The sequence below is a fragment of the Erythrobacter sp. S158 genome (assembly GCF_057364915.1).
Map to the genome: position 1 here is coordinate 1,362,927 of NZ_CP200279.1, position 26,360 is coordinate 1,389,286.

Genomic DNA, 26,360 nt, shown 5'->3' on the forward strand with positions numbered 1-26,360 from the left:
CTCGTCAGCCTTGATCGTTATGAGGCACAGCTTTTCACTTCACTTCCGATACGCGGACCGAACGGCCAGGCTGGACTGTCGCGGCGAGCGAAGCTTGCGCTTAGAGACGATCCGCGCATGTCGGCCATGATGGCTGCGGCCTACACCCTTGAGAACGGGCGCGCCCTACGGGCCGTCTTGGGACGTGAAGCGGTCTCGAGAGAACTCTATCTCGCTCACTTCCTCGGAACAGGAGGAGCGGAGAGGTTTCTGTCCGCATGGCTCCGCAATCCACACGCTTCGGCTGCATCGCTTTTCCCGCGAGCTGCACGATCAAACCGTCCAATCTTCAGCGACCGACGCGGGCGAGTACGCTCGCTCGATCAGGTGCTGCGATATATTGACGTCAAATTGATGGACGCCAGCAAGCTCACTATGGGCGAGATCGGAGCAGGGCTGATAAAGCTTAGTGATTGCCAGATTATTGGTTTGATAGAGGGTTTTAAACGGGTAACTGGAGAAACTGCCGGAACCTGTGATGGTGAGACACCCGCGAGCTATACCGCACCGCGATCAATCGGTAGAGCAACACTCGCTGTGAGCGGGGATCACATTGCACTCCCTTGCCATCACATCGAAATGTGCTACTTGTCGGGAATGAGCACATCAACAATCACACAGGTCCGCGAGCTCGTTGAGACGGGCGCTTACACGAAGGCAGGAATTGCCCGGGCTGCCGGGCTTCACGCCAACACGCTACGCGATGCGAGCGAGCCTGACTGGAACCCGACAGCCGAAACCCTCGCCAAACTCCAGCGTTTCCTGGACGCAAATGACGACAGTCCTGTGCTCGTCGGGATCGAAGAGATCATCGACGAAGCGCGCAATGGCCGCATGTACATTCTCGTTGATGACGAAGATCGCGAGAATGAAGGCGATCTCATCATTCCTGCGCAAATGGCGACCCCTGCCGCTATCAATTTCATGGCGACGCATGGCCGTGGCTTGATCTGCCTGGCGCTCGACAAAGGCCGTGTGGACCAGCTTGGCCTTGATCCGATGAGCCGGAACAACAAGGAAAGCATGCAGACCGCCTTCACTGTCTCGATTGAGGCAAAAGAAGGCGTGACCACCGGGATTTCCGCCGCGGACCGCGCTCGCACGGTGTCGGTGGCGATCGACGCAACCAAGGGGTCCGATGATATCGTCACCCCGGGCCATGTCTTCCCATTGATGGCACGCGACGGCGGGACGTTAGTAAGGGCAGGACACACCGAAGCCGCCGTCGACATCTCACGATTGGCGGGGCTCAACCCGTCCGGTGTGATTTGCGAGATCATGAACGAGGACGGGTCGATGGCGCGGCTCGACGATCTTGTCGACTTTGCACGCAAGCACAGCCTCAAGATTGGCACGATCCGGGATCTGATCGCATATCGCATGCGAAACGATCATCTGGTCGAACGCATCGACGAGCGGAGCTTCGAGAGCGATTATGGCGGCCAATGGCGCCTCATCACCTACGCGAACAAGGTTTCGGGTGGCGAAGCTTACGTGCTTCAAAAAGGCCATGTCGTGCCCGGAGAGCCCACCCTCGCCCGCGTGCACCCGATCTCGGTGTTTGACGACGTCCTGGGCCAGCCCGGGCCACGCAAACGTACCTTGCAGCGGGCAATGGGTGCAATCGGTGAACATGGATCCGGTGTCATCGTCATCCTGACCAATCGCATCGGAGGCGATGAATGGACCCGGGACGAGCAGGATCGCAACATCGGTATCGGCTCGCAGATTCTTGCCGATCTTGGCGTTCACGATATGGTTTTGCTCAGCAATACGCGGCCCGAACTCGTAGCTCTCGACGGTTACGGCCTTACCATCACCGACCACATGCCGATCCCGGAGTAAGCCCACATGGCCAAGTTTCTCATCGTAGAAGCGCGTTTCTACGCGCATCTCAACGACATGCTCATTTCTGGCGCGCGGAGCGCCCTGGAAGCTGCCGGGCATGATGTCGAAGTCATCACCGTTCCCGGCGCGCTCGAAATTCCCGGCGCGATCGCAATGGCTGCGGAGTCGGGAGAGTTCGACGGTTTTGTAGCCATCGGCGTCGTCATCAGGGGCGAGACCTACCACTTCGAGATCGTGGCCGGTGAAAGCGCGCGCGCGATCATGGCATTGACGATGGACGGTATTGCGATTGGCAATGGCATTCTGACCGTCGAAAACGACGACCAGGCGCTGGTGCGCGCCGATCCTGATCAGAAGGACAAAGGCGGCGAAGCTGCGAAGGCAGCCATCGCTCTGCTCGATCTCGCCGCACGCTTCGGCTAGGTATTAAAACGGATACAGTTTTAGAGAAGGCGCAAGTATTTCCGAAAAAGTCGCCGGGTCGCCACCGGTGGGCCTGTTCGTTCAGGCCCGCATGACAAATGGGATACTACCGTGCTTCATTTAACACTGAACGAACTGGACGAGCTGAAAGATAGCATCGTCACCCTGGAAGATGTCTTGCGCGCGCTTGATCGGATTGGCGCTGGGATCGCTGCCATCCACGTCGATGCTGCGATCAATCAGCTCAAGAACAATTTGGAGATCGTGGCCGAGGACATAGGCTGCGTTGACTTCGATCTTGAGGGGTGCCCCAGCGAACACCGACTGAGCTCACGATAAGCCTGCAGACTCGATCGCCCGTAGATTTTCCAACCATTAAAACTACTTACGGGCTAATCCGTAATGAAACCCCGGCGTGGTTAATCTAGATCGTTGCGCGGGGGCATTTGGTCATGACGATCAGCCAGTCTTGGTAAGCGCCCCCTGGGAGGTCTTGATGGCGCTTTCACGCACTAGTGTGCTCGACCTAAATCGCCGACTGATGCGGGCCGTTAGGCGCAACACTGCTCGGACTTTGCAAACTCACTGCATTGAGCTGTTTGGCGTGCAGTGGCTGCGCCTGGCAAAGAGCGGCGCATGAAGGAGGGCACTGACAATCGCTTCCTGGCTAAGCTAACCCCTCGCGAACGAACGCAGATGATCCGGCAGGAAGCCAATCTCAGCGAACTCGCTCGCCAGCTTCGGGCCATTGCTGAAACGCTATCCGCGGCTGACGGCGGCGGTATTGCTGAGACTTCCACCACCAGCCTTCGCAGTATCTCACTCGCTCAACCTGCTCGAGTGACGGACCCGCTCTATGACACTGCCTACGGTCCGTCCAACAGTCTGCGAGATATTCAGCACTTGCGAACGATCTATGCCGAGTTCGCCCGTGAAGCCTACACGATGCGCCGTCGGCGTGGGACGATATTCGACAATCAGGAACTCTTTGGAGAGCCCGCGTGGGACATATTGCTCGACCTCTACATTGCCCATGTAGAGAGAAAGACCGTCTCTGTATCGAGCGCATGCATCGGATCGGCAGCCCCTCCAACAACCGGACTGCGCTGGCTTGGCGTGCTGACCGAAGAAGGACTAATCGTGCGGGAGCATGATCCGGAAGATCAACGCCGGGTCCTGGTGCGCCTGACGGAGCGAGGCCTTGCAGCGATGGACGAACACTTTGCGAGCGCGGGTCCGTCTGCTTGACGACCCGCTAACTTGAGCGCCCGGACCTCCTACCCTCACCCCTGAAACAGGAGCGTCCGGGCGCATCTTTCGTAAATCAGGCGGAAAGCGACCCGAAACACGCGCGTCCGGCATATTCAGCGCTGTCTCCGAGCTCTTCCTCAATGCGGATGAGTTGGTTGTACTTCGCAAGCCTGTCGGAACGGGCCAGCGAGCCGGTTTTGATCTGACCGCAATTGGTAGCAACGGCCAGATCCGCGATGGTCGCGTCCTCGGTCTCGCCCGACCGGTGGCTCATGACGCTGGTGTAGCGTGCGCGGGTCGCCATATCGACCGCAGCCAGCGTCTCGGTCAAAGTCCCAATCTGGTTCACCTTGACCAACAGGGAGTTTGCCAGCCCCTTTGCGATCCCGTCGGAAAGGCGGTCAGGGTTCGTCACGAACAGATCGTCGCCGACCAATTGGACGCGATCGCCGATAGCTTGGGTTACAGCTGCCCAACCTTCAAAGTCGTCCTCGCTCATGCCATCCTCGATCGAGCGGATGGGATAATCGTCGCACAGTTTGGCGAGATAGTCAGCCATGCCCTGGCCATCGAGGCTGAGGCCTTCGCCAGAGATTTCATATTTGCCGTCACGGAAGAACTCGGTCGCAGCGCAATCCAGCGCCAGAACAATGTCTTCGCCCGGTTTGAACCCGGCCTGCTCGATCGAAGCCATGATGAAGTCCAGCGCTGCCCGAGTGCTCGCAAGGTCGGGCGCAAAGCCTCCTTCGTCGCCAACGCTCGTCGCGAGCCCCTTGTCCGAAAGCCTTTTTTTGAGCGTGTGGAACACCTCGGAACCCCACCGCACGGCTTCGGCAATCGATTCCGCGCCAACCGGCATGACCATGAATTCCTGAATGTCGATCGGATTGTCGGCATGCTCACCGCCGTTGATGATGTTCATCATAGGCACCGGGAGAACATGCGCGGCGACACCGCCGAGATAGGAATAGAGCGGAAGGCCCCTCGCATTGGCCGCCGCTTTCGAAACGGCAAGACTCGTCCCCAGGATCGCGTTCGCACCAAGACGACCCTTGTTGGCAGTCCCATCAAGCGCAATGAGGGAAAGGTCGATATCGCGCTGATCCTCGGCATCGAACGGCCCCATCAGAAGGTCGCGTATCTCGGTATTCACGGCCTCAACTGCCTTGAGGACGCCTTTGCCCTTATACCGGTCCTTGTCACCATCGCGCAGCTCGACCGCTTCGTGGGCGCCCGTCGACGCGCCGGAAGGTACTGCGGCCCTTCCGAAACTGCCGTCGTCGAGTAGAACATCCACTTCCACCGTGGGATTGCCCCGGCTATCGAGAATTTCGCGTCCGTGGATGTCAATAATGGCGGTCATGTTTGCGCTCCGGGTCGAAAGTGTTGTATAAGCATAAGACACCCGGAGAGCTGTATTTCCGGGCGGCCACTACGATTTTCCCGGCAACCCCTATGCGCCGGAGGAAGAGCGTGCAAGCGGCCTCGGAACACAACGAGCATTTGCGTGTATTCTCTATGGAATTACGCGCAAAGGAAGGGCAAAAGACATTCATGGCTGAGAGCAAAACCACAAAAACCCCCGCCAAGACCCCGGCAAAGGGGTCAACCCGCAAGAGCACCGGAACCAAGAAGGCTGCACCGAAGAAAACAGGTGCGACCGCTGCGAAGGCGGCACAGCCTGAAACAACAACCGGCACTGCAGAAGCCAAGAGCCGTTTCAACGCTGCTCTTGAGGAAGCCAAGGCAGGCGCCGCGGCCCTTCGTGCCGAAGCCGGCTCACGCGCTGGCGAATACCGGGATCAGGCAAGAACCAAAGGAGACGGTCTCGTGAGCGACGCCAAGGCATATGGCGACAAGGCGCGCACCCGCGCAGGCGAACTCGCCGGTGAAGCAAAGTCGGGCGCGAGTGACGCCATCTCTTCACTCGGTAAGGTCGTTGGCGAAACGGCCGAACAGATCGATGAGCGCTTTGGCGAGCAGTACGGCGACTACGCCCGCTCCGCTTCGCGCAGTCTTGCTGAGACTTCGGCAAAGCTCGAATCCAAGAGCGTGGAAGAACTCGGGGACGACGCGCGCGAGATGGTGCGTAAGAGCCCAGGAGTCGCTGTCGGCATCGCCGCTGTCGCAGGCTTCTTGCTGGCCCGCCTTTTCCGCAGGTCGCGTTGATCAACTGCGAGCGCATTTTGCGTACTTGGAACATTGAGGGGGCGCTGAATGGATGACGCAGACCGGCACCCGGGCGCGGGGCACTCAGACGATGCCGCGCCCGATCCGGCAGGCGACATCGAGGCTCCACAATCAGGCGATGGCGAGATCGAAGACACCCTGATCGAGGAAGCTTCCGCTATCATCGACGATGCGCGCACTTACGCTGAAGCAGAAATCGCGTTTCAGAAGACGCGCGCGAAGCTGGCTGGTCGATTGGTCGGTGCATCGGCTGGCCTTGTCATCGTCGCACTTATCCTGCTGCACATCGCGCTCCTAGCATTGGCGGTAGGTCTGGTCATCGCGCTTGAGCCAGTCGTGACGATCTGGGGAGCGATTGCAATCGTGGTGGGCGGATTGTTGCTCATCACGGGACTGCTAGGATGGATGGCGATGAAGCGCGCCCAGAAATTGAGCGCTCTGTTCTCATCTTCGGAAAAGATCGAAGACCAATGAGCAAACTCGAACAACGCCTGATTGAAGACCGCGAGCTGCGCGATGCGGCTCGCGCGAACCTGATGGCCGAAATCGAGCATGCCAAGGAGGCCTTCTCCGCGAAGGGAGTGTTTGGCAGGGTCGGCGGGCGCATTGGCGACGGGGCAAAAGACGTGCTTGAGGTTGCCAAGTTCCAGGCAGAGGACAAGCGCGGTATCCTCGCCCTCCTGATCGGCGCGATCCTTCTTTGGCTTGGACGCCAGCCTCTCCTCGAAGCCCTCAGCCTCGACGAAGAAACGGACACCGCCCTTCCCCAGACGGCGGAGAGCGAAGATGCGCCCTCTGCTCCACTTACCCCCGATGAAGACGACACACTCGGAGACAACAATGAGCGATGACCCCACGCCTCCTGCCCTTAGCGAAGACACTCGCCGCGACGAACTTCGGATGAAGATCGAGGCCAGCGAGCGCCGCATTGCCGAACGCGATGCAACAGATCAGATCAAGGAAGCAGCTCAGGCCGCGGCAAACTATACGCGCGAGAATCCACTTACCGTGATCGGCGGCGCAGTCGTTGCTGGCGTACTGATCGGGTTGATGACGGCGCCAGGTCGGCGCGTTGCAAGCCGAGCAGCAACCGGCGCGGCAAGCGCCATTGGAACCGCCGCAACCCGTTCGCGCCGCGCTGCTGAAGACCTGGGTGATGACGCCGCGCACGTTGCGCGCGAAACGAAGGCTGAAGCGTCGCGCATCAGCAGCTTTCTGCAAGACGCCGTCATTGCATTCGGTATCAAGCTGATCGACGACGTCACCGGTGCAGCACAATCGGGTCAAGACGCGATCGAAGACATCAGCGAAAGCGCTGGCGCAAAGGCAAGGCGTCTGCGACGCGAAGCACGGCATCTGGCTGCGAATGTAGCGGACAGCTCGCTTACAACGGGCCGTCGGACGCGCCGCCGTGCTGAACGAGCCGTTCGAGACCTTACCGGTCGAGGTCGCGGCTGATCGCAATTCTGGCCTGCGGGTTGAATTGCAGGCGCGGTCCGGTAAAGGGGCGCGCATCGGCGCGGTTCACGCGCCACCACTCCCCAGGGATAACGTAAATGGAAGAAACAACTCCAGGCCAGAAGCTCCACCTCGTGATGGGTGGACGCGTCACCGATCCGCGCGGCCATGAATTTGCCGATCCGGAAAGCGTTCACGTTGTCGGCGTTTACAGCTCGTACGACGCGGCAGTCGACGCCTGGCGCGCACAGGCCCAGCGCACTGTTGACGATGCCGAGATGAAGTACGTGGTGGTGCACATTCACAAGCTTCTGACCCCGGACGCCTGATCGGCGCGGCGAGAGGATCATGGCATACGCTATCCGTGATTACCGCGATGGCGACGCCCCAGCCCTCGCCGATTTGACCCTCGCGGCAATCCGCAGCATCGGATCACACGGCTATTCAGAAAAGCAGGTGGAGGCATGGGCTGCGCGCCATCCCGGTGCCCAGCGCTTCAGAGCGCGTGTCGAAGAAGGTCACCGCATCTTTGTCGCGGCAGACGCCGACGATTGCCCGGTAGCTTACACGCTACTCGAGCCCGACGGCCATTTGGACATGCTGTATTGCCACCCTGAACACACCCGCCGGGGGCTGGCGAATGAATTGTTGGCCCAAAGCGAAGCTTACGCGCGCAGCGTCGCGATCACTCGCCTTTACACCGAGGCGAGCGAACTTGCTCGGCCAGCCTTCGAACGCGCGGGATATGAGGTCATGCACCGGCGCGACTTCGACATCGCTTATGGGGACGAGGCCGTGCCGATCCACAACTACGCAATGGAAAAGTGCCTCGGTTGAGGCACTTATCAGCGTTTGATCAGATGAACTCGATCTTTTCGACGAGGTAGAACTTGTCGCCCGAAGGAACGGTTACCTCGATCTCTTCTTCGACTTGCTTGCCGATCATCGCACGTGCGAGCGGCGAGGAATAGGAGATCCGGCCCTTCGCAGCATCCGCTTCGGTCTCGCCGACGATCTGGTACTTGATCGGCTTGTCGTCTTCGTCGAGCAACGTCACCGTTGCGCCGAAGATGATCCGGTCACCCGAAAGCGTCTTGGGATCGATGATCTGCGCGCGGCTGATCTTGCCTTCGAGATCGCCGATCTGCGCCTCGACCTGGCCCTGGCGCTCCTTGGCAGCGTGATATTCGGCATTTTCCGACAGGTCGCCATGCGCGCGAGCTTCCTCGATCGCATCAACGATCCGGGGGCGTTCTTCCCGAAGCGCCTTCAGGTCGGTGGTCAGACGCTCGTAACCCTCCGCGAGCATCGGAACCTTTTCCATCGTAGCCATTCCCGTTTCTTTCTACCTTGCGCCCCTCTTCGACAATTCCACCGAGGAAATTTCGACCGTGGCCGCTCGCTCTTGAGCGGTTGATGTGCAGTCGAAATGTCGGGAGGGACGTACGTTTAGCTCAGCTATAATAGTCTTGCAGCGAACGGACTTCAAGTTGCGAAGGTTTTATCGCCGCAATTGCGGCTGCTGCCGCCTTGGATGCTGCAGCTGTCGTGTAATACGGAACCTTCTTTTCGAGCGCGGTCGCGCGGATCGATTTCGAATCGAGCAGCGACTGCCATCCTTCCGTCGTGTTGAAGATCAGCGCCACTTCTCCGTCGATGATTTTGTCGACGATATGCGGCTGACCTTCTGCAACCTTGTTCACCGGTTCAACCGCAAGGCCCTGTTCCGAAAGATACTTCTGAGTCCCAGAAGTCGCGATGATATGGAAACCGTGCTCGATCAACTGCTTGACCGCAGGCACGATCGCGGACTTGTCCGAATTTTTGACCGATACGAAGACAGTGCCCTCGGATGGAGGGACCATCCCTGCCCCGATTTGCGACTTGAAGAAGGCCGCCTCGAAATTGTTGTCGATGCCCATGACTTCGCCGGTCGATTTCATCTCGGGGGAAAGGACCGGGTCCGCTCCGGGGAAACGGCTGAAGGGGAAGACGGCTTCCTTGATCGCCATGTAATCGAGATCGCGCTTGAACGGCTCGAAATCTGCAAGCATTTCGCCCGCCATCACGCGCGCCGCGATCTTTGCGACGGGTTGTCCGATCGCCTTGGCGACGAATGGTACCGTCCGGCTCGCGCGCGGGTTGACTTCGATTAGGTAGACCTCGCCATCCTTTACGGCGAACTGCACATTCATCAGGCCTCGCACGCCAAGAGCGCGAGCAAGCGCTTCGGCCTGACGCTCCATCTCTTCGATTATGTCGGCAGACAGTGAATAGGGTGGCAAAGTGCAGGCACTGTCGCCCGAGTGAACGCCCGCTTCCTCGATATGCTGCATCACGCCGGCAATGCGCACTTCCTTGCCATCGCAAAGCGCATCGACATCGCACTCAATCGCGTCGCGCAGATATTGGTCGACCAGCACCGGGCTCTCGCCCGATACGGTCACAGCAGTGTTGATGTAGTCATCGAGCTGCGCTTCAGAATCGACGATCTCCATCGCGCGCCCGCCGAGCACGAATGACGGACGCAGCAGCACCGGATAGCCGATCCGCGCTGCGACAGCTGCGGCTTCGTCGCGGGTATAGGCGATGCCGTTATCGGGTTGCTTCAGTTTGAGCTTGTTGACCAGCTTGGCGAAGCGTTCGCGATCTTCGGCGTGGTCGATTGCGTCGGGACTGGTGCCAAGGATGGGAATGCCCGCATCCTCCAGTGCCTGCGCAAGCTTGAGCGGAGTTTGGCCGCCGAACTGCACGATGACGCCGACAAGCTCGCCTGCCTCCTGCTCAACCCGCAGGATTTCGAGCACGTCTTCGGCAGTGAGCGGCTCGAAGTAGAGACGGTCCGAGGTGTCGTAATCGGTCGAAACGGTCTCGGGGTTGCAATTGACCATGATCGTCTCGAAGCCCTGCTCGGCGAGTGCGAAGCAAGCGTGGACGCAGCAATAGTCGAACTCGATCCCCTGCCCGATACGATTGGGCCCGCCACCAAGGATGACGATCTTGCGCCGGTCCGAAGGCATCGCCTCATCTTCGGGCTCGCCAAAACTCGGTGTCTCATATGTCGAGTACATATACGGTGTGATCGCCTCGAATTCGGCGGCGCAGCTGTCGATCCTCTTGAACACTGGCGTAACGCCGAGCTTGTGCCGAAGCTTTCGCACTTCGTCCTCGCTTGTCGCACCAGCCATCGCCTGAAGAGCATCATGCAAGAGGCCAGAACGCTTGGCCTGCGTCTCCCCAAGCCCGCCGGCCACCCCGACCGAACGCACGGCGAGCGTCGCAAGGCGTTTATCCGAGAAGCCCATTGCTTTTAGCCGCCGCAGCGACGCAGCATCGCGCGGCAAGCCATCGGCCTGCACTTCGCGCTCGGCCAGAACAATACCATCGATCTGGCGCAGGAACCACGGGTCGTAGCCGGTCACATTGTTAATATCCTCGACGCTCAGCCCCTCACGCATCGCTTGCGCTACTTTGAGCAGGCGATCGGGCGTGCGGCGAGAGATCGCGGCGGTGATTACGTCGCGAGCTACGCCTTCGAGCTCGGGAACGCGGTTGAACCCATCGAGGCCCGTTTCAAGGCCGCGCAATGCTTTCTGTACGCTCTCCTGAAAATTGCGCCCGATCGCCATGACCTCGCCTACCGACTTCATCGCGGTGGCCAGAAGCGGTTCGGCGCCCTTGAATTTCTCGAATGCGAAGCGGGGGATCTTGGTGACGACATAGTCGATCGTCGGCTCAAAGCTCGCAGGGGTCGCGCCGGTGATCTCGTTGGTGATTTCATCGAGTGTGTAACCCACCGCCAACTTCGCTGCGACGCGGGCGATCGGGAAGCCGGTAGCCTTGGATGCGAGCGCTGAAGAGCGCGACACGCGCGGGTTCATCTCGATCACGATCAGGCGACCGTCCGCCGGATTCACAGCGAACTGCACGTTCGACCCGCCCGTCTCGACACCGATCTCGCGCAGCACTTCGATGCTGGCGGTGCGCATGATCTGGTATTCTTTGTCGGTCAGCGTCAGCGCCGGTGCGACCGTGATGGAATCGCCCGTGTGCACTCCCATCGGGTCAACGTTCTCGATTGAGCAAATGATGATGGCATTGTCCGCGCGGTCGCGCACGACCTCCATCTCATACTCTTTCCATCCGAGGAGCGACTCCTCGATTAGAACTTCTGTCGTCGGCGATGCGTCGAGGCCTTCGCGGACGATCCGATCGAACTCTTCCTTATTGTACGCAATGCCACCGCCCGTACCGCCAAGCGTGAAGCTGGGACGGATAATCGCCGGGAGGCCTGTGCGCTCGAGCACTTCACGCGCTTCGTCGACCGTGTTCGCGACCCCGCTGCGCGCGCTTTCGAGGCCGATCTTGTCCATTGCCTCGCGAAAGCGCTGGCGGTTTTCGGCCTTGTCGATCGCGTCGGCCTTAGCACCGATCATCTCCACACCGTGCTCTGCCAGAACGCCCATTTCATCGAGCTTGAGCGCGCAGTTCAGCGCGGTCTGCCCGCCCATCGTCGGCAGGAGAGCGTCGGGCTTTTCCTTGGCGATGATCTTCGCGACGATCTCCGGCGTGATCGGCTCGACATAGGTCGCATCGGCAAATTCCGGGTCGGTCATGATCGTCGCCGGATTGGAGTTCACCAGGACTACCCGGTAGCCCTCCTCCTTCAGCGCCTTGATCGCCTGCGTGCCCGAATAGTCGAACTCGCACGCCTGGCCGATGATGATCGGACCAGCGCCAATGACAAGGATGGAGGAAATGTCGGTGCGTTTGGGCATCAGCTATCGTTCTCTTCTGTGCTGGCGTCTTCTGGTCCATCCGCCTCAGGCGGGGCGGCTGAATGTCTGGAAAATTCAACTTCGATCAGGCGCATGTTCGGCAGTTGCCGCTCGCAACCTGAAGTTATCACGTCGCTTAGTTGAACAGGCGCACCCCTAACGCGGTAAAGCGCTGGGTCTCGCCCCATGAAGAACGCGCCATCCTCATCGACAGGCTGCTGCATGAACTGAGCGACAGCGGTCGAGGTTTCATTGGTGGTTTGATTGATCCGGGTACCTGACGTCTCGTCATTGTAAGAGACCGAAAGCTCCTGGATCGCCTCTAGCTCGAGCTTCGTCACGTCATAGGTATAGGTCGGTACCCACAAGGGCCCATCATCGAGGGCATCGAATTCCTCGGAGCGCGATTTGTTCGCAACGCGCTTGACGCAGGCCTCGACTCCCTCCGCTCCCACGCGGGGATCCTCGTCGTTGAACAGCTCACAGCCCGACAAGGCTGCGAGCGAAACCATAGCTGCTGCGACCCGCATCATCCCTCTTCTCCCGTGTTCGGTTCGAATGCGTAGGTGATCTTGGTGTAGCGATAGACGTAGGGCAGCGGATCGATCGTCGCGATAGAGCTGCCATAGATGAATGTGCAATTGCGGCGAATGTCGATCAGCCGCTCGCCATCGCGCACCAGGATGTAGCTGAGCACATAATGCTCACGCTCACGCGGTCGGCGTCCGACGACGTCGAGCTGGCGCATCGTGTCGGAGTAATCGCGCAAACGGTCCTGATCGCGGTAACCCTGCTGCGAGCGAGTGTCGGCGACTGTCGCGTGGCGCGCATCAGGATCGAAGTCCGCCTCGCTGAAGGACCCATCCGCAGCGACAATCCGGCAATCCATGCGGCCTGCAACCGGCTCGCTGGTGTCCTCGCGAAACAGGATTGGCCGCCAGAATGCGAGCACAGGCAGACCGCTCTCGCCCGCTTCAATCGTGATGCCGCCATCGCCTTGGAACGCCACGCCATCGACGATCTCAGCGCCGGGCCATTCCGAAGATGGCGGCGGCGTCATCGCCGGGTTTTGAGCGGCCGTGTGAGCCGCTAGAAAAACAAATGTGGCGAACAGGGCTCTCACCCCAGCCCCCCCACGAACTTCTCGAAGAGGTAGAAACTATCCTGCGGTCCCGGCGAGGCTTCCGGGTGATACTGCACCCCGAACGCGTTCTTACCCTTGACCGCGATCCCGCAATTCGAGCCATCGAACAGGCTTACATGCGTCTGTTCGACCGTGTCGGGCAAGGTCTGCGCATCAACCGCGAATCCGTGGTTCATGCTGGTGATCTCGACGAGGCCGCTCGTCTCACCCCAGCTCTCACCAACGCGCTGCACGGGATGGTTCGCGCCGCGGTGGCCCTGGTGCATCTTGGTTGTCTTCGCGCCCGCCGCCAGTGCGAGCATCTGGTGGCCGAGGCAGATGCCGAAGATCGGCATGTCCGCATCAAGCAGCGCCTTGATCACGGGCACCGCGTATTCGCCGGTCGCCGCCGGGTCGCCGGGACCGTTGGAGAGGAACACGCCATCGGGCTTCAAGGCCATGATGTCATCAAAGCTGGTGCGAGCGGGCACGACTGTCACCTTTGCCCCCGCCTTCACAAGGTTGCGGAAGATGTTGTCCTTCGCGCCGTAATCGATCGCCACCACATGCGGTCGATCCGACGTGCCCTCGACATAGCCAAAGCCGAGTTGCCAGTGACCGCCCTTCCAGTCCTCTGCCGCCTCGCGTGAGACGTTGGGGACGAGGTCCAGCCCCTCAAGCCCGCTCCAGTCCTGCGCCTTGGCCAGCAAGGCGTCGATGTCGAACTCACCCGACGGCGAATGCGCGATGACCGCATTGGGCGCACCATTCAGGCGAATACGGCGGGTAAGCGCACGGGTGTCGACGCCCGACAGGCCGATCTTGCCGTGTCCCGCCATCCACTGGACAAATTCGTCGCGCGCGCGGAAATTGGAATGCGGGGTCACTTCCTCGCGAACGATACATCCCACTGCGCCAAGCCCGCGGCTCTCCACGTCTTCCTCGTTCGCGCCGACATTGCCGATATGCGGGAAAGTGAAGGTGACGATCTGGCTGTCGTAAGAGGGATCGGTCATCACTTCTTGGTAGCCGGTCATCGCGGTGTTGAAACAAACCTCGCCCACCGCATCGCCGACAGCGCCAAAGCCCTTGCCCCAGACGACCGTTCCGTCGGCCAGAACAAGACAACCCGTCGCACCTTTTGGCTGCGCAGGACGAGAGGGAGCAGAAGCCATTCGGGGCTCTCCGTTGAAGGTGTTTCCAGCAATGTCGCTAAGTCTCATCCGCTAGGCTTGCGCATCCCCTGCGTCAACCTATCTCGCGGGGGATAGTTGAGCTATTGCGCCGACACCGACAAACCATCCACAAGAAAGACCATTTGCCATGATCCGGGACGACATCAAGGCCGCCACCATCACCGCCATGAAGGCGAAGGAAAAGGATCGCACCGCGACGCTCCGCCAGATCAGCGCCAAGATCAAGGATCGCGACATCGAAGAGCGCACAAGCGGCAAGGACGTGCCAGACGACGAACTTGTCACCAGCGTTCTGCAAAAAATGGCGAAGCAGCGGCGCGAATCGATAACCATGTATGTTGACGGTGGTCGTGAAGAATTGGCCGAGAACGAACGCACCGAACTCGCAATAATCGAGGAGTTTCTGCCTCAGATGATGAGCGAGGAAGAAACCAAGGCCGCTATCGCCGAGGTCAAGGCAAGCATTGGTGCCGATTCCATTAAGGATATGGGCCGCGTCATGGCGGAACTAAAGGCTCGTCACGGAAGTAAAATGGACATGAGCACCGCGAGTGCTCTCGTCAAAAACAGCTTCTAGGAGCCTCAAATGTCCACCCACCGTTTCGCTAGCGCCCTTGTCGGGGCATCTTTGCTCGTCCTCGCTGCCTGCGGTGGTGAGAACGGGGACACCGCCGAGCTCGAAGTCGCCACCACGGACGGTGAAGCGGCAGCGTTGCCCGATGCTATCGATCCGGGCGACTTCGGCGAACTCGTGCTGGGCGCGAAGATTGTCGGACCGCAGGGACCGGAGGTGAAGACCTCGCTTTCGAATGAAGCTGGCATCCTTGCCGACATCACATCCTATGTCGCCTGCCCAGCTGGAATGGAACAATGCGATCCGGCCAGTGCACCCGAAGGCACGGTCTACACCTATGTCCACACGGTCTATCCGGGCGAAGACATGGACCCGGCCACGGGCGCAGGCGACGGACCTGACGATATCGACGTCGAGATGGCGACGGCCTTCAAGATGATCGCGCCCGCTCTCGGTTTCACCGGTAATGCGGGCTTCTCGAAGGCCGGTGCGGTCGCAGCCGCGGGTGATAGCGTTCAGGTCGTCATCACATGCGACGACACAGGCGCGCTCATCTGGACAGTGAATGCAGGTGATGGCGGAAACCAATGGGAAGACGCTGAACCGCTTACCTTCTACTGGCAATCGACCCTTCCACCGGCTGGCCCAGCCCCGCACTACGAAATCCGCGCAAATGGGGTTAGCGGTACCGGCAACGGTCCCTATCCCGGCGTCGATCCCGAAGCCACTAATGCATGCACGGCTATCAATGCACAGGCTGCTCCACAAAGCTGAGGCGCATGCGTCTTGAATGATGCTCGCGCTGGGCGCACAGTCCAACAATGGCAATCACCCCGCAATGGAAGGACGAGCTGCGCGCGCGCATTACGCTGTCGAGCGTCATTATGCGCACGACCAAGCTCACCCGCGCGGGGCGCGAGTGGAAGGCCTGCTGCCCCTTTCATGACGAGAAATCGCCGAGCTTCTACGTCAACGATCAGAAGAGCTTCTATCATTGCTTTGGCTGCGGCGCGCATGGCGACGTCATCAGCTGGATGACTGAACAGCGCGGGCTGTCCTTCATCGATGCTTGCAAGGAACTGGCGTCCGAAGCAGGCATGGAAGTCCCCGCGCCTGACCCTGTCGCAGCGAAACGCGCGGAAAAGCGGGCCGAACTGGTGGACGTCACCACCGAAGCGCAGGAATGGTTCGTTCAAAACTTGCGTGAGGAAGTCGGGCGAGAGGCGCTCGACTATCTCAAGAAGCGTGGGCTGAAACCGGAAACGCTGCGCGAATTCGGCTTTGGTTTCGCGCCAGAGAGCAAGCAGGCTCTCCCCAATGCCCTGCCCCGTTTCGAAGATCAGATGCTTGTCGAAACGGGCATGCGCATCCGCACCGATGACGGCACGACCTACGACCGCTTTCGCGGCCGCGTCATGCTGCCAATCCAGGATACTCGCGGCAGGGTGATCGCGTTTGGCGGGCGTATCCTCGGTAAGCGCGAGGGCGTGGCGAAATACCTGAACTCGCCCGACACGCCGCTCTTCGACAAGGGGCGCAACCTCTACAACATTCACCGCGCCGCGCCTGCTTCGCGCCAATCGGGCCGGGTCATCGTCGTCGAAGGCTATATGGACGTCGTCGCGCTGGCCCAAGCCGGGTTCGAGGACGCGGTCGCGCCGATGGGCACCGCGCTCACCGAGATGCAGCTCGAGATGCTGTGGCGAATGGTCGAAGTGCCGGTGCTTTGCTTCGATGGCGATGCAGCGGGACAGAAGGCGGCGATGCGGGCGATCGGGCGCGCTCTGCCTTTGCTGGCGCCGATGCGATCACTCGGTATCGTAACGCTTCCGACCGGCCTCGATCCAGACGATCTGATCAATGAACAAGGTCCGGGTGCGATGGAAAAGCTCCTCGCTCAGCCGATGAGCCTTCTTGATTTCCTGTGGCAGGCAGAGCGCGATGCGCAACGGCTCGCAAGCCCCGAGGCAAAGGCCGGGCTCAAGGCAAGGCTGATGGCGCATGTCGATACGATCGAGGATCGCGACATCCAGGCGCTGTATCGACGCGAGTTGCTAGACCGTTTCTCAGCTTTTGCTTTCCCACCGCGCGAACCTCGGCAACGCCAGCAGAAGGGCGCATGGCAAAGCTTCAAGGCTGTACCAAAGGGCCTCTCTCCGGAGGCAAGATCCACGCTTCAACGCGCCATGGGTGGCGGTCAGCGCGCGGGTTTCCAGTCTGCGGTAATTGCTGGCCTTATCCGTTTTCCGGAAGAGATCGAACGCCATTCAGAAGCGCTCACTCGTCTCGCCCGGCTTGACCCAGATGCCGCACCTGCAATCGAATCGTTGATTGAATTGTCAGAAACGCTTGATTCGCAGGCGCCAAGCGCCATATCTGACCGACAAGGCCATCCTGCCCCACCGGAAGACCAACGTTTCGCCTTTCTCAGAAAAGGCACACCACCCGGTGAAGCGCGCGAGGAATTGGCCGAAGCTGTGTCGCTTTTGGCGCAAAAACCGGCGCTCGAAGCCGCTATGGCGGCGACGATAGCCCGGTTTGACGAGGATCCGGAGGGTTCTTTTGCTGAACAGGCGCGCTTGCGAGAACAGCTCACAACAGTTGAAGAGCGTTTGAAGGCATTCGGGCGCAAAAAGGCCGGTAGTCCGGCTGAACAGGATTGGGCCAGCGACTGACGCTGGTGTGGGATTAAACATCGCGCGGCCTCACCGACATGAGGTTGCCGGACAATGGATTGACAGATTCGTATGGCCTCGACTGCTAAAGCCGCCGACAAAGACGACGCACCGCTTATCGATCTCAATGAAGCTTCCGTGAAGAAGCTGATGACCAAGGCCAAGAAGAAGGGCTACATCACGTATGATGAGCTCAACGCGGCCTTGCCATCGGGCGAAATGAGCCCCGACCAGATCGAAGACATCCAGACCGCGCTTTCCGAAATGGGCGTCCAGATCGTCGAAAATGACGAGGAAGCCGAGGCCGAGGCTGAACAGGAAGCCGAAGTCGAGGAAATGTCGGTCGAAGGCGAGGCCGAGAAGAAGAAAGACACCAAGGCTGCTGCCAAGCCCGCCGCGAAGAAAACGGGCACCGGTGAGCGCACCGATGACCCGGTTCGCATGTACCTTCGAGAAATGGGCGCAGTCGAGCTGCTCAGCCGCGAAGGCGAAATCGCTATCGCCAAGCGTATCGAAGCTGGCCGCGACATGATGATCATGGGCTTGTGCGAAAGCCCGATCACCTTCCACGCTATCATTCAGTGGTCCGAAGCGCTCAACTCCGAAGACATGCAGCTGCGTGAGATTCTCGATCTCGACGCGATGCTTTCGAAGGAACCTCCCCCTGACAAGATGGAGGAGGAGAACGAAGAAGACGACGGCGAAATCTCAGAAGAGACCGCCGGGCCGACCATTCGCGACGATGACGACGACGATTCCGACGAGAGCGAAGACGGCGAAGACGGCGAAGAAGGCTCCTCCAAGAAGGATGACGAGGAAGAGGAAGACAACACCCTTAGCCTTGCCCAGATGGAAGCAGCCCTAAAGCCCGACGCGATCGAGCGTTTTGCCCGCATCACCAAGCTGTTCAAGACCTTCGAGAAACTTCAGGCGGAGCGCGTAGAAACGCTCGCAGCGGGTAATGAATTCCCGAAGGCGAAGGAAAACAAGTACGAGAAGCTCTCGGAAGAGTTGACCGCCGAAGTCGAAAGCGTCCAGTTCCACGCGACCAAGATCGAATTCCTGGTCGACAACCTCTACGCTTTCAACCGTCGCCTGACCGCTCTCGGCGGTCAGATGCTGCGTCTTGCCGAGCGTCACAAGATCAAGCGCATCGACTTCCTCAAGTCCTATGTAGGCAACGAGCTCGACGATAGCTGGATTGCTGCCAACGCCAAGAAGGACAAGAAGTGGGCCGCCTTCGCCGAGAAGGAAGAGGCCGCGATCGAACGCATCCGGACCGAGATCACCGACATCGCCGCACAGACCGGCATGGCTCTTCCCGAATTCCGCCGCATCGTCAACATGGTGCAGAAGGGCGAGCGCGAGGCGCGTATCGCGAAGAAAGAAATGGTCGAGGCGAACCTGCGTCTCGTGATCTCCATCGCCAAGAAATACACCAATCGCGGGCTGCAATTCCTTGATCTTATTCAGGAAGGCAACATCGGCCTGATGAAGGCCGTCGACAAGTTCGAGTACCGTCGCGGATACAAGTTCAGCACTTACGCAACGTGGTGGATCCGTCAGGCGATCACCCGCTCAATTGCCGACCAGGCGCGCACTATCCGCATCCCGGTCCACATGATCGAGACGATCAACAAGCTCGTGCGCACTTCGCGCCAGTTCCTCCACGAGGAAGGCCGCGAGCCCACGCCGGAAGAAATGGCAGCGCGCCTCTCGATGCCTCTCGAAAAGGTTCGCAAGGTGATGAAGATTGCCAAGGAGCCGATCAGCCTCGAAACGCCCATAGGCGACGAGGAAGATTCGCATCTCGGCGATTTCATCGAGGACAAGAACGCCGTGATCCCGGTCGATGCCGCGATCCAGGCGAACCTCAAGGAAACCGTCACCCGCGTCCTAGCCAGCCTCACCCCGCGCGAAGAGCGCGTGCTGCGCATGCGTTTCGGCATCGGCATGAACACCGACCACACTCTCGAAGAGGTCGGCCAGCAGTTCTCGGTGACGCGCGAACGTATCCGTCAGATCGAGGCGAAGGCACTGCGCAAGCTCAAGCACCCGAGCCGCAGTCGCAAGATGCGCTCCTTCCTCGACCAGTAGTGCTGGGCGAAGAAGTGGGCTTAAAAGCTAGTTGTCCTTACGCAGTCGGTCAACGAGTTCGGCAATGGTCTCATCACCTGACACGGAATACCTTGCACAAGCATCAACAAGCTTTTCAAAATCCTCGTTGTCGTTTTCAACAATGCGTGTCCTATGCGTTGAGAGCCAACCCTTCGCCTCGTTGAGTGTGAGGTTGCTGGTGTCTTTCTTTAGACCTCGCTCCAGAGTGATGCGCTTAGGTATCTTGCCGAACCCGCCAAAAAGATCTCCTTGAGAACCATTGGCATTTAGTCGTGTCCTCTTTTGGCAAACTTCATTCAATAGCTTCGTCAACGCCATGTCAGTCAATTGAGGTGCAAAGAGGTCTAAAAGCGACTTCCTCTCCGTCTTGAGTTCGAGCTATCACCTCATCATTCGGCGCAACGCCATTTCCGGACTCTTGCATCACGACAATCATCGTGTCTTCAATGGCTGCACGCAGATCGCCTAAATTGTTCCTTCTGGTCACGACGTTCTCCTGGGTTTTGTGGGGGAGGAGGACCGCTGAGAGTTGAACAAATGAGGATCAAGCACAAGGTGCAGTGCCTCTTTGCCCTTACGTTTTCCACGATTCGCAAGCGATCTCTATGAAGTCATTTCCAACCACAGGATTTTAACGCCATGCCCACCGTCATCGCAATCGCCAGCCAGAAAGGCGGGTCGGGTAAGACCACGCTCGCAGTCCATCTTGCGACGCGCGCGGCGGTGGCGAAGCATGAAAGTTGCGTGATCGACACCGATCCTCAGGCAACCGCAGCCACATGGAGCGACTGGCGCGGCGACTTTCTGCCCGTGGTGGTGACAGCGCCCCCAGCCCGCCTTATTCGAACAATCGAGAGCGCGAAGAAGAACGGCGTCGACTTTATCGTCATCGACACCCCTCCCCATGCCGATGCTGCCGCACGCGAAGCGATCAAGGCGGCCGACATCGTGCTCGTGCCGACCAAGCCTCGCGCTTTTGACCTGGCCGCGCTCGAGCCCATTGCTGATCTGGTCAACTTTGCAAAGACACCCGCTTACGTGGTGCTGAACGCGGTCCCTTCAGGGGCGACAGTCTTGGCGGAGGAAGCCAAGGGCACCGCAAAGGAAATGAAGCTCGACGTCTGCCCGGTCGAATTGGGCGACCGTGCCGCGTTCCACCGCTCGTCGGCCAAAGGCGAAACTGCGGCAGAGATTGACCCTGAGGGCAAGGCAGCAAAGGAGATCGAGGCTTTGTGGGAGTGGCTGAACAAAACCGTCAAGAAAGCCAAGAAGAAGAAGTGATTGGACCGCTTTAATAGCGCCGGTTCAAATCATCCTCGTAGCTTCGCGGAAATAGCCCGTATTTTAGCTTGAACTCGTCGGGAATGACCGGCTCAGGAGCACGCGCAAGGCGCGCGAGACGACGCTCTGTCTGACGCAACTCTTCGTGCGGGACTTCGGACCATTCGATCGTGTTGCGCGAAGTGAGCGCGAAATCGCCAGCATAGGTAACCGCGCCCGCCCGAACCTCGAATGTCGGCGCTTTCTCGCCGTAGCCGCGACTGGGACGTGATATCTCTTCGCGTCCAAACAGACCGGGCGCATCTATCAGGCAGCGCTCGTCCTCGGCTGGCACCTTCGGGCACTCCATGCCGTGGCCGACAAGGCGATATGTGCCTGGTCGCAGCTGATAGGAGCGGACCTTGTATTTGAGTGTATCGTTGCCGAAGGCGATCAGCCCCTGCTTGCGCTCGAAACGCACGACATCGGCGTCGTTGGCTACATCCCCGCCCTCTCGCAGGAAAAAGACGTCCAGCGGCTCGTCGAGGTAAATCTCGCTGCGGATTGAGATTACAACCGCGCCAAATCCATCATCAAGCGCGGACGCGCGTGACACCCGCTCGGCTTCGACCCCAGGCTCAGCGGCCAGCTTTTCCCACGCAGGCATGGCGAGCGCGAGGCAAAGTCCGATGGCTAGTTTTGACTGCATGGTCACGAAATGACTCACAATTTCTCGCGGCACAAGTGACCGATTTGCCCATCTGGGGCTCCGAAACTGCATTTCCGCTCCCTGATACGTCGAAAAGCGTCCCGCCCGGGGTGGAGTCGCGCGGCTGCCACGTTTATGTAGCGGCCATGCGTATTGCCATTGCATCAGATCACGCCGCCACCGACCTCAAGGCAAGCCTGGCCGAATGGTTGATGGACGAAGGCCATGAAGTCGCCGATCTTGGCCCCGATCAGGGCGAGAGCGTCGACTACCCCGATTACGGCTACAAACTGGCCGAAGTGGTCGCAGACGGGACCGCTCAGTTCGGTATTGCGCTGTGCGGCTCGGGGATCGGAATATCGATCAGCGTTAATCGCCATCCTGCGCTTCGCTGCGCTTTGGTATCTGAGCCGCTGTCGGCCGCTCTTGCACGCGAACACAACAATGCGAACTGCATCGCCCTTGGTGCGCGGCTCATCGGCATCGAAATGGCGAAGTCTTGCGTAGCTACATTTCTCAACACCGAATTTGCCGACGAAGGCGATCCCGCCGGGCGTCACCAACGCCGCGTTGCCAAACTTGGTAATCCGCCGACCTCTCCCGATCACATCGAGACACATCAATGAGCACGCAGCCTAATCACACCACCGACCCGATGCACGGTTTCTGGCACGACGATCTTGCGACTTCCGATCCGGAGATCGCGGAGGCCATCAGCAAGGAGCTAAAGCGCCAGCAGGACAAGATCGAGCTGATCGCGTCAGAGAATATCGCGTCAAAAGCGGTGCTCGAGGCGACCGGCAGCGTCTTCACCAACAAGTATGCCGAAGGTTATCCTGGCAAGCGCTATTACGGCGGTTGCGACTATGCGGATGTGGTCGAAACGCTCGCGATCGAGCGTGCGAAGCAACTGTTCGGATGCAATTTCGCCAATGTGCAGCCCAACAGCGGCAGCCAGATGAACCAGGCGGTGTTCCTCGGCCTTCTGCAGCCCGGCGACACTTTCATGGGTCTCGACCTCAATTCGGGTGGCCACCTTACGCACGGCTCGCCCGTCAACATGAGCGGCAAGTGGTTCAACCCGGTCAGCTATGGCGTGACCGAAGGTGACGAGCTCATCGACATGGACGCGGTCGCCGCGACCGCTCGCGAGCATAAGCCCAAGCTGATCATTTGCGGCGGCACGGCCTATTCACGCGTCTGGGACTTCGCAGCCTTCCGCGAAATCGCCGACGAAGTGGGCGCGATCCTGCTGTGCGACATGAGCCACATTTCAGGCCTCGTTGCCGGCGGCGCCCACCCCTCGCCCTTCCCGCATTGCGACATCGTCACCTCGACTACCCACAAGAGCCTGCGCGGCCCGCGTTCAGGGATCATCCTGTGGAATGACGAGAAGTTCACCAAGCCGCTCAACATGGCGGTCTTCCCCGGCTTGCAGGGCGGTCCGCTGATGCATGTCATCGCTGCCAAAGCAGTAGCCTTCCGCGAAGCTCTCCAGCCTGAGTTCAAGACTTATGCTCACCGCATCGTCGAGAACGCCCGCGCGCTGGCGGCGAGCCTTGAAGAAAACGGCCTGCGCATCGTCTCGGGCGGGACCGACAACCACTCGATGCTCGTTGATCTCACCGCAAAGGACGTGACCGGCAAGGCAGCCGAGGCAGGTCTCGACCGCGCATGGCTGACCTGCAACAAGAACGGCATTCCCTTCGACACTCGCTCGCCTTTCGTCACGAGTGGCATCCGTCTGGGTACGCCTGCGGGCACCACTCGCGGTTTCGGCCCGGTCGAATTCCGCAAGGTGGGCGAACTGATCGCGCGCGTTGTCGATGGTCTTTCGAAGAACGGCCCTGAAGGCGATGCGCAGATCGAGCAGCAGGTCCGCGGCGAAGTCGCGAAGCTCTGCGCCGATTTCCCGGTTTATCCGGGCCAGTAACTCGAAACGGCCTACCTGGTGAGCGACGAGCCCGAAAAGCAAGACCTCGACGAAAGGTTCAAGGCCGAGATCGAGGAAATGGAAAAGGTCGGCTGGGATCATCCGACCGTTCCATATGCACTTGGCGGCGCTGCAATCGGCGGTGTCTTCGGTTGGCTGATTTTCGATGGGTGGCTCTGGATTATGCTCGGTGCTTTTCTGGGTTTCGTCATCGCCGTTTACGCAAAAATCGAAGAACAAGAGTAACTCATGCGCTGCCCCTTTTGCGCTCACGAAGACACCCAAGTGAAAGACAGCCGCCCGACAGAGGACAACACCTCGATCAGGCGGCGTCGCCAGTGTTCGTCGTGCGGCGCGCGCTTCACTACGTTTGAACGCGTCCAGTTGCGCGAGGTCACGATCGTCAAATCGGGCGAAAAGGGCGAGGAGCGGCGCGAGGCATTCGACCGCTCAAAACTCGAGCGTTCGGTCGCTCTTGCCTGCCGCAAGCGCGATGTCTCGCAGGAGCGCATCGACCAGCTCGTTTCGGGAATCCAGCGCCAGGTGGAGACCGCTGGCGAGCCCGAAGTGCCTTCCGCTCGCATCGGCGAAATGGTGATGGAGGGCCTGAAACAGATCGACTCGGTGGCCTACATCCGCTTCGCCAGCGTCTACCGGGACTTCTCCGAGGCCCGCGATTTCGAGGAATTTGCGAGCACGGTGCAAGAGGCCGCGAAGGACTGATTATGGCGAACAAGCCCGTTATCGTCCTCGTGCGCCCGCAACTTGGCGAGAATATCGGCAAGGCAGCGCGCGCAATGCTCAATTTCGGCCTTACCGAAATGCGCATCGTGAACCCGCGCGACGGGTGGCCCAATCCTTCAGCCGGGCCTGCCGCCGCAGGTGCGGACATCGTGCTGGACGAAGCGAAGGTCTATTCGAGCACAGCTGAGGCGGTCGCTGATTGTGAGCATGTCTATGCCACCACGGTCCGTAAACGCGGCGTCACCAAACCAGTAGTTGGTCCCGATGGTGCAGCACGACTGATCCATGCCGAGCCTGGACGCCACGCCATCCTCTTCGGGCGCGAGGCATCGGGCCTCGAGACCGAAGATGTAGCGCTCGCCCGGCATATCCTGACAGTTCCGATCAATCCCGAGTTCGGCTCACTCAACCTCGCTCAGGCGGTGATCTTGTGCGCATATGAATGGTCACGCATAGGGCGAGAAGCTGAAGATGCGTCGAGCGACCTGGTACAGCCAACCGCCGAAGGCGAAGCTCTTCCTCCCGCTCCTCAGGACGACCTTGAGGGCCTTATCGGGCACTTTGAGAAGCTGCTCGATCCCCGAGGTTACTTCCTCCCTGAGAGCCGCCGCGAGGCGACTGCGCGTACTTTGCGCAGCGTGCTGACGAAGCCGGGATGGAATCATCTCGAGGTCCGCACCCTGCGCGGGATTCTGAGCACACTTGAGCGCCCTCCTCGCGATCCTGAGTAAGTGAACGCTAACACTGCAGCGCAGAGAGGCGATTGGCAGTGGACAAGCAAGCGGCGCGCCGTTAGCCAATGCGAACCCTCTAAAACTTCAGCGAGAATTTTGATGAAGCTCACCCTCCCGCTCGCCGCGGCAGCCCTCGTTTTTGCTGTGTCCGCTTCTGCCGATGAACCGGCGCAGGAAACCGCGCCCTCAGTGACCGAAACGCAGGTTGAGCAGCAGGAGAGCGAGCCCGCCGAAGAACCTGCTCAGGCAACCCAGGCGGAAGCGGCTGCGGCCGAAGCGCCGCAGATCGATGAAGAGCCGGAAGAGGCCGAGCGCATTTGCCGCCGAGTCCGTCTCGACGCCGCAAGCCGTCGTCCGACCCGCGTTTGCATGACCAAGGCCGAATGGCGCCGGTTCAATTCCGGCAACTGATCGCGGGCGGCACTTTGCTGCTCCACAATAGCTTGACTGGCGCGCCGATAATGCTATTGGCGCGCCTTCGCATTTTGGCCTCGCACCCCGGTGAAGCGGTGGCCGCGTCGAACTTCATGATCGACGGAGCGATGCCGGGTTGAATGGCCAGCACAAGGCTGGTCCAGCTAAATTGAAGGAAAGACTTATGTCGAAGCGCAAGAGCGCCAAGTACAAACTCGACCGCCGGATGGGTGAAAACATCTGGGGTCGCCCCAACAGCCCGGTCAACAAGCGTTCCTACGGCCCGGGCCAGCACGGTCAGCGTCGCAAGAGCAAGATGAGCGACTTTGGTCTGCAGCTTCGCGCCAAGCAGAAGCTCAAGGGCTATTACGGCGACGTCACCGAGAAGCAGTTCCGCTCGACCTACAAGGACGCCACCCGCATGAAGGGTGACACCGGTCAGAACCTGATCGGCCTGCTCGAGCGTCGCCTCGACATGATCGTGTACCGCGCCAAGTTCGCTCCGACGATCTTCGCCGCACGTCAGATCGTCTCGCACGGCCACATCTATGTGAACGGCGTGAAGTGCAACATCGCATCGCGTCGCTGCGACGTGGGCGACGTCATCAGCCTCGGCAACAAGGCTAAGGAAATGGCCCTCGTCATCGAAGCGCAGAGCCTGCCCGAGCGTGAAATCCCCGACTATGTCGCTCCCGATGGTAACGACAAGGTTCAGTTCACCCGCGTGCCCAAGCTCGACGAAGTGCCCTACCCGGTCACCATGGAACCGAACCTCGTGGTCGAGTTCTACTCGCGCTAAGAACCGCTGGTTCATACACAACGAAAGAGGGCGGTCCGGTTGGGCCGCCCTTTTCTTTTGCGCAATCGAGGGACAGGATGGCGCCCGCATCAGG

30 protein-coding genes are annotated in these 26,360 nt (G+C 59.8%); 21 read left to right on the plus strand and 9 right to left on the minus strand.

Annotated elements, in window-relative coordinates; all coding sequences use genetic code 11:
• The first annotated feature begins 636 nt into the window (after window positions 1–636).
• On the plus strand, window positions 637–1,884 hold the full coding sequence (ribB, locus tag AC0V6T_RS06780) for a 3,4-dihydroxy-2-butanone-4-phosphate synthase (protein WP_486128527.1): 1,248 nt from the start codon (window positions 637–639) through the stop codon (window positions 1,882–1,884).
• Window positions 1,885–1,890: 6 nt separating this feature from the next.
• Window positions 1,891–2,310 (plus strand): 6,7-dimethyl-8-ribityllumazine synthase, encoded by a 420-nt coding sequence (gene ribH / locus AC0V6T_RS06785; protein ID WP_007164133.1) that lies wholly within the window; start codon window positions 1,891–1,893, stop codon window positions 2,308–2,310.
• 120 nt (window positions 2,311–2,430) lie between these two features.
• Here ribH and AC0V6T_RS06790 read toward each other — a convergent pair whose 3' ends face one another.
• The gene (locus AC0V6T_RS06790; RefSeq protein ID WP_486125434.1) at window positions 2,431–2,631 is read right to left on the minus strand and encodes a hypothetical protein; all 201 of its coding nucleotides are present in this window, start codon (window positions 2,629–2,631) and stop codon (window positions 2,431–2,433) included.
• A gap of 315 nt (window positions 2,632–2,946) precedes the next feature.
• On the opposite strand from AC0V6T_RS06790, the gene AC0V6T_RS06795 reads away from it, so the two are divergent.
• Complete coding sequence (locus tag AC0V6T_RS06795) at window positions 2,947–3,558, plus strand: winged helix DNA-binding protein (protein WP_486125436.1); 612 nt, start codon at window positions 2,947–2,949, stop codon at window positions 3,556–3,558.
• A gap of 76 nt (window positions 3,559–3,634) precedes the next feature.
• On the opposite strand, the gene eno is transcribed toward AC0V6T_RS06795, so the two are convergent.
• Window positions 3,635–4,924 carry a phosphopyruvate hydratase gene (gene eno, locus AC0V6T_RS06800; RefSeq protein WP_486125438.1) on the minus strand — a complete coding sequence of 430 codons (1,290 nt, stop codon included), beginning with the start codon at window positions 4,922–4,924 and terminating at the stop codon, window positions 3,635–3,637.
• Window positions 4,925–5,115: 191 nt separating this feature from the next.
• Between eno and AC0V6T_RS06805 the strand changes: the two genes are divergently transcribed.
• The 6 genes from AC0V6T_RS06805 (at window position 5,116) to AC0V6T_RS06830 (ending at window position 8,046) form a co-directional block, all read left to right on the plus strand.
• Window positions 5,116–5,730, plus strand: a complete 615-nt coding sequence (locus AC0V6T_RS06805; RefSeq protein ID WP_486125440.1) for a hypothetical protein — start codon at window positions 5,116–5,118, stop codon at window positions 5,728–5,730.
• A 48-nt stretch (window positions 5,731–5,778) separates the two neighbouring features.
• Window positions 5,779–6,225, plus strand: a complete 447-nt coding sequence (locus AC0V6T_RS06810; RefSeq protein ID WP_486125442.1) for a phage holin family protein — start codon at window positions 5,779–5,781, stop codon at window positions 6,223–6,225.
• Window positions 6,222–6,602 (plus strand): hypothetical protein, encoded by a 381-nt coding sequence (locus AC0V6T_RS06815; RefSeq protein ID WP_486125444.1) that lies wholly within the window; start codon window positions 6,222–6,224, stop codon window positions 6,600–6,602. The genes AC0V6T_RS06810 and AC0V6T_RS06815 overlap by 4 nt, the downstream gene beginning before the upstream one ends.
• Window positions 6,592–7,209 carry a hypothetical protein gene (locus AC0V6T_RS06820; protein ID WP_486125446.1) on the plus strand — a complete coding sequence of 206 codons (618 nt, stop codon included), beginning with the start codon at window positions 6,592–6,594 and terminating at the stop codon, window positions 7,207–7,209. Before AC0V6T_RS06815 ends, AC0V6T_RS06820 begins: the two co-directional genes overlap by 11 nt.
• 98 nt (window positions 7,210–7,307) lie before the next feature.
• Entirely contained in the window at window positions 7,308–7,538 is a 231-nt protein-coding gene (locus AC0V6T_RS06825; RefSeq protein WP_007164125.1) for a DUF4170 domain-containing protein, read from the plus strand.
• Window positions 7,539–7,557: 19 nt separating this feature from the next.
• Window positions 7,558–8,046, plus strand: a complete 489-nt coding sequence (locus tag AC0V6T_RS06830; protein WP_486125448.1) for a GNAT family N-acetyltransferase — start codon at window positions 7,558–7,560, stop codon at window positions 8,044–8,046.
• Between the two features lie 19 nt (window positions 8,047–8,065).
• Here AC0V6T_RS06830 and greA read toward each other — a convergent pair whose 3' ends face one another.
• The 5 genes from greA to carA all read right to left on the minus strand — a co-directional run bounded on the left by greA (window position 8,066) and on the right by carA (window position 14,285).
• On the minus strand, window positions 8,066–8,542 hold the full coding sequence (gene greA, locus AC0V6T_RS06835) for a transcription elongation factor GreA (protein ID WP_007164123.1): 477 nt from the start codon (window positions 8,540–8,542) through the stop codon (window positions 8,066–8,068).
• A 121-nt stretch (window positions 8,543–8,663) separates the two neighbouring features.
• Entirely contained in the window at window positions 8,664–11,987 is a 3,324-nt protein-coding gene (carB, locus tag AC0V6T_RS06840; RefSeq protein WP_486125450.1) for a carbamoyl-phosphate synthase large subunit, read from the minus strand.
• Window positions 11,987–12,520 carry a hypothetical protein gene (locus AC0V6T_RS06845; RefSeq protein ID WP_486125452.1) on the minus strand — a complete coding sequence of 178 codons (534 nt, stop codon included), beginning with the start codon at window positions 12,518–12,520 and terminating at the stop codon, window positions 11,987–11,989. Before AC0V6T_RS06845 ends, carB begins: the two co-directional genes overlap by 1 nt.
• Window positions 12,517–13,047, minus strand: a complete 531-nt coding sequence (locus tag AC0V6T_RS06850; RefSeq protein WP_486125454.1) for a carbamoyl-phosphate synthase large subunit — start codon at window positions 13,045–13,047, stop codon at window positions 12,517–12,519. Before AC0V6T_RS06850 ends, AC0V6T_RS06845 begins: the two co-directional genes overlap by 4 nt.
• Window positions 13,048–13,106: 59 nt before the next feature.
• Complete coding sequence (gene carA, locus AC0V6T_RS06855; RefSeq protein ID WP_486125456.1) at window positions 13,107–14,285, minus strand: glutamine-hydrolyzing carbamoyl-phosphate synthase small subunit; 1,179 nt, start codon at window positions 14,283–14,285, stop codon at window positions 13,107–13,109.
• Between the two features lie 148 nt (window positions 14,286–14,433).
• Here carA and AC0V6T_RS06860 point away from each other — a divergent pair, with 148 nt between their 5' ends.
• The 4 genes from AC0V6T_RS06860 (at window position 14,434) to rpoD (ending at window position 19,652) form a co-directional block, all read left to right on the plus strand.
• Complete coding sequence (locus AC0V6T_RS06860; protein WP_486125458.1) at window positions 14,434–14,883, plus strand: GatB/YqeY domain-containing protein; 450 nt, start codon at window positions 14,434–14,436, stop codon at window positions 14,881–14,883.
• Between the two features lie 9 nt (window positions 14,884–14,892).
• The gene (locus AC0V6T_RS06865; RefSeq protein ID WP_486125460.1) at window positions 14,893–15,654 is read left to right on the plus strand and encodes a hypothetical protein; all 762 of its coding nucleotides are present in this window, start codon (window positions 14,893–14,895) and stop codon (window positions 15,652–15,654) included.
• Between the two features lie 47 nt (window positions 15,655–15,701).
• On the plus strand, window positions 15,702–17,555 hold the full coding sequence (gene dnaG / locus AC0V6T_RS06870; protein ID WP_486125462.1) for a DNA primase: 1,854 nt from the start codon (window positions 15,702–15,704) through the stop codon (window positions 17,553–17,555).
• 72 nt (window positions 17,556–17,627) lie between these two features.
• Entirely contained in the window at window positions 17,628–19,652 is a 2,025-nt protein-coding gene (gene rpoD, locus AC0V6T_RS06875; RefSeq protein ID WP_486125464.1) for an RNA polymerase sigma factor RpoD, read from the plus strand.
• Window positions 19,653–19,679: 27 nt separating this feature from the next.
• Here the strand turns inward: rpoD and AC0V6T_RS06880 are convergent, their stop codons facing one another.
• Complete coding sequence (locus tag AC0V6T_RS06880; RefSeq protein WP_486125466.1) at window positions 19,680–19,991, minus strand: hypothetical protein; 312 nt, start codon at window positions 19,989–19,991, stop codon at window positions 19,680–19,682.
• Window positions 19,992–20,312: 321 nt separating this feature from the next.
• Between AC0V6T_RS06880 and parA the strand changes: the two genes are divergently transcribed.
• On the plus strand, window positions 20,313–20,954 hold the full coding sequence (gene parA, locus AC0V6T_RS06885) for a ParA family partition ATPase (protein WP_486125468.1): 642 nt from the start codon (window positions 20,313–20,315) through the stop codon (window positions 20,952–20,954).
• A 10-nt stretch (window positions 20,955–20,964) separates the two neighbouring features.
• On the opposite strand, the gene AC0V6T_RS06890 is transcribed toward parA, so the two are convergent.
• Window positions 20,965–21,648, minus strand: coding sequence for a hypothetical protein (locus AC0V6T_RS06890; RefSeq protein WP_486125470.1), 684 nt, complete (start codon window positions 21,646–21,648; stop codon window positions 20,965–20,967).
• A gap of 140 nt (window positions 21,649–21,788) precedes the next feature.
• Between AC0V6T_RS06890 and AC0V6T_RS06895 the strand changes: the two genes are divergently transcribed.
• The 7 genes from AC0V6T_RS06895 (at window position 21,789) to rpsD (ending at window position 26,266) form a co-directional block, all read left to right on the plus strand.
• Complete coding sequence (locus AC0V6T_RS06895; protein WP_486125472.1) at window positions 21,789–22,268, plus strand: RpiB/LacA/LacB family sugar-phosphate isomerase; 480 nt, start codon at window positions 21,789–21,791, stop codon at window positions 22,266–22,268.
• A complete protein-coding gene (gene glyA, locus AC0V6T_RS06900) occupies window positions 22,265–23,575 on the plus strand; it encodes a serine hydroxymethyltransferase (RefSeq protein ID WP_486125474.1) in 1,311 nt (436 codons plus the stop codon). Before AC0V6T_RS06895 ends, glyA begins: the two co-directional genes overlap by 4 nt.
• Before the next feature lie 18 nt (window positions 23,576–23,593).
• Window positions 23,594–23,821, plus strand: coding sequence for a hypothetical protein (locus AC0V6T_RS06905; RefSeq protein ID WP_486125475.1), 228 nt, complete (start codon window positions 23,594–23,596; stop codon window positions 23,819–23,821).
• A 3-nt stretch (window positions 23,822–23,824) separates the two neighbouring features.
• Entirely contained in the window at window positions 23,825–24,298 is a 474-nt protein-coding gene (gene nrdR / locus AC0V6T_RS06910; RefSeq protein WP_007164109.1) for a transcriptional regulator NrdR, read from the plus strand.
• Between the two features lie 2 nt (window positions 24,299–24,300).
• Window positions 24,301–25,050, plus strand: a complete 750-nt coding sequence (locus AC0V6T_RS06915; protein ID WP_486125478.1) for an RNA methyltransferase — start codon at window positions 24,301–24,303, stop codon at window positions 25,048–25,050.
• Window positions 25,051–25,152: 102 nt separating this feature from the next.
• Complete coding sequence (locus AC0V6T_RS06920; protein ID WP_486125480.1) at window positions 25,153–25,464, plus strand: hypothetical protein; 312 nt, start codon at window positions 25,153–25,155, stop codon at window positions 25,462–25,464.
• A gap of 187 nt (window positions 25,465–25,651) precedes the next feature.
• Window positions 25,652–26,266 carry a 30S ribosomal protein S4 gene (rpsD, locus tag AC0V6T_RS06925; protein ID WP_007164105.1) on the plus strand — a complete coding sequence of 205 codons (615 nt, stop codon included), beginning with the start codon at window positions 25,652–25,654 and terminating at the stop codon, window positions 26,264–26,266.
• The last annotated feature ends 94 nt before the right edge of the window (window positions 26,267–26,360 follow it).

Bases quoted from the DNA above. Each gene is read 5' to 3' on its own strand.
- carA (WP_486125456.1), bottom strand. From the start codon at position 14,285: ATGGCTTCTGCTCCCTCTCGTCCTGCGCAGCCAAAAGGTGCGACGGGT.
- AC0V6T_RS06920 (WP_486125480.1), top strand. From the start codon at position 25,153: ATGAAGCTCACCCTCCCGCTCGCCGCGGCAGCCCTCGTTTTTGCTGTG.
- nrdR (WP_007164109.1), top strand. From the start codon at position 23,825: ATGCGCTGCCCCTTTTGCGCTCACGAAGACACCCAAGTGAAAGACAGC.
- AC0V6T_RS06815 (WP_486125444.1), top strand. From the start codon at position 6,222: ATGAGCAAACTCGAACAACGCCTGATTGAAGACCGCGAGCTGCGCGAT.
- AC0V6T_RS06810 (WP_486125442.1), top strand. From the start codon at position 5,779: ATGGATGACGCAGACCGGCACCCGGGCGCGGGGCACTCAGACGATGCC.
- dnaG (WP_486125462.1), top strand. From the start codon at position 15,702: ATGGCAATCACCCCGCAATGGAAGGACGAGCTGCGCGCGCGCATTACG.
- AC0V6T_RS06915 (WP_486125478.1), top strand. From the start codon at position 24,301: ATGGCGAACAAGCCCGTTATCGTCCTCGTGCGCCCGCAACTTGGCGAG.
- AC0V6T_RS06820 (WP_486125446.1), top strand. From the start codon at position 6,592: ATGAGCGATGACCCCACGCCTCCTGCCCTTAGCGAAGACACTCGCCGC.
- carB (WP_486125450.1), bottom strand. From the start codon at position 11,987: ATGCCCAAACGCACCGACATTTCCTCCATCCTTGTCATTGGCGCTGGT.
- rpoD (WP_486125464.1), top strand. From the start codon at position 17,628: ATGGCCTCGACTGCTAAAGCCGCCGACAAAGACGACGCACCGCTTATC.
- ribH (WP_007164133.1), top strand. From the start codon at position 1,891: ATGGCCAAGTTTCTCATCGTAGAAGCGCGTTTCTACGCGCATCTCAAC.
- AC0V6T_RS06830 (WP_486125448.1), top strand. From the start codon at position 7,558: ATGGCATACGCTATCCGTGATTACCGCGATGGCGACGCCCCAGCCCTC.
- AC0V6T_RS06825 (WP_007164125.1), top strand. From the start codon at position 7,308: ATGGAAGAAACAACTCCAGGCCAGAAGCTCCACCTCGTGATGGGTGGA.
- AC0V6T_RS06865 (WP_486125460.1), top strand. From the start codon at position 14,893: ATGTCCACCCACCGTTTCGCTAGCGCCCTTGTCGGGGCATCTTTGCTC.
- glyA (WP_486125474.1), top strand. From the start codon at position 22,265: ATGAGCACGCAGCCTAATCACACCACCGACCCGATGCACGGTTTCTGG.
- AC0V6T_RS06880 (WP_486125466.1), bottom strand. From the start codon at position 19,991: ATGGCGTTGACGAAGCTATTGAATGAAGTTTGCCAAAAGAGGACACGA.
- parA (WP_486125468.1), top strand. From the start codon at position 20,313: ATGCCCACCGTCATCGCAATCGCCAGCCAGAAAGGCGGGTCGGGTAAG.
- AC0V6T_RS06895 (WP_486125472.1), top strand. From the start codon at position 21,789: ATGCGTATTGCCATTGCATCAGATCACGCCGCCACCGACCTCAAGGCA.
- greA (WP_007164123.1), bottom strand. From the start codon at position 8,542: ATGGCTACGATGGAAAAGGTTCCGATGCTCGCGGAGGGTTACGAGCGT.
- AC0V6T_RS06845 (WP_486125452.1), bottom strand. From the start codon at position 12,520: ATGATGCGGGTCGCAGCAGCTATGGTTTCGCTCGCAGCCTTGTCGGGC.
- AC0V6T_RS06805 (WP_486125440.1), top strand. From the start codon at position 5,116: ATGGCTGAGAGCAAAACCACAAAAACCCCCGCCAAGACCCCGGCAAAG.
- rpsD (WP_007164105.1), top strand. From the start codon at position 25,652: ATGTCGAAGCGCAAGAGCGCCAAGTACAAACTCGACCGCCGGATGGGT.
- AC0V6T_RS06860 (WP_486125458.1), top strand. From the start codon at position 14,434: ATGATCCGGGACGACATCAAGGCCGCCACCATCACCGCCATGAAGGCG.
- eno (WP_486125438.1), bottom strand. From the start codon at position 4,924: ATGACCGCCATTATTGACATCCACGGACGCGAAATTCTCGATAGCCGG.
- ribB (WP_486128527.1), top strand. From the start codon at position 637: ATGAGCACATCAACAATCACACAGGTCCGCGAGCTCGTTGAGACGGGC.
- AC0V6T_RS06795 (WP_486125436.1), top strand. From the start codon at position 2,947: ATGAAGGAGGGCACTGACAATCGCTTCCTGGCTAAGCTAACCCCTCGC.
- AC0V6T_RS06850 (WP_486125454.1), bottom strand. From the start codon at position 13,047: ATGACGCCGCCGCCATCTTCGGAATGGCCCGGCGCTGAGATCGTCGAT.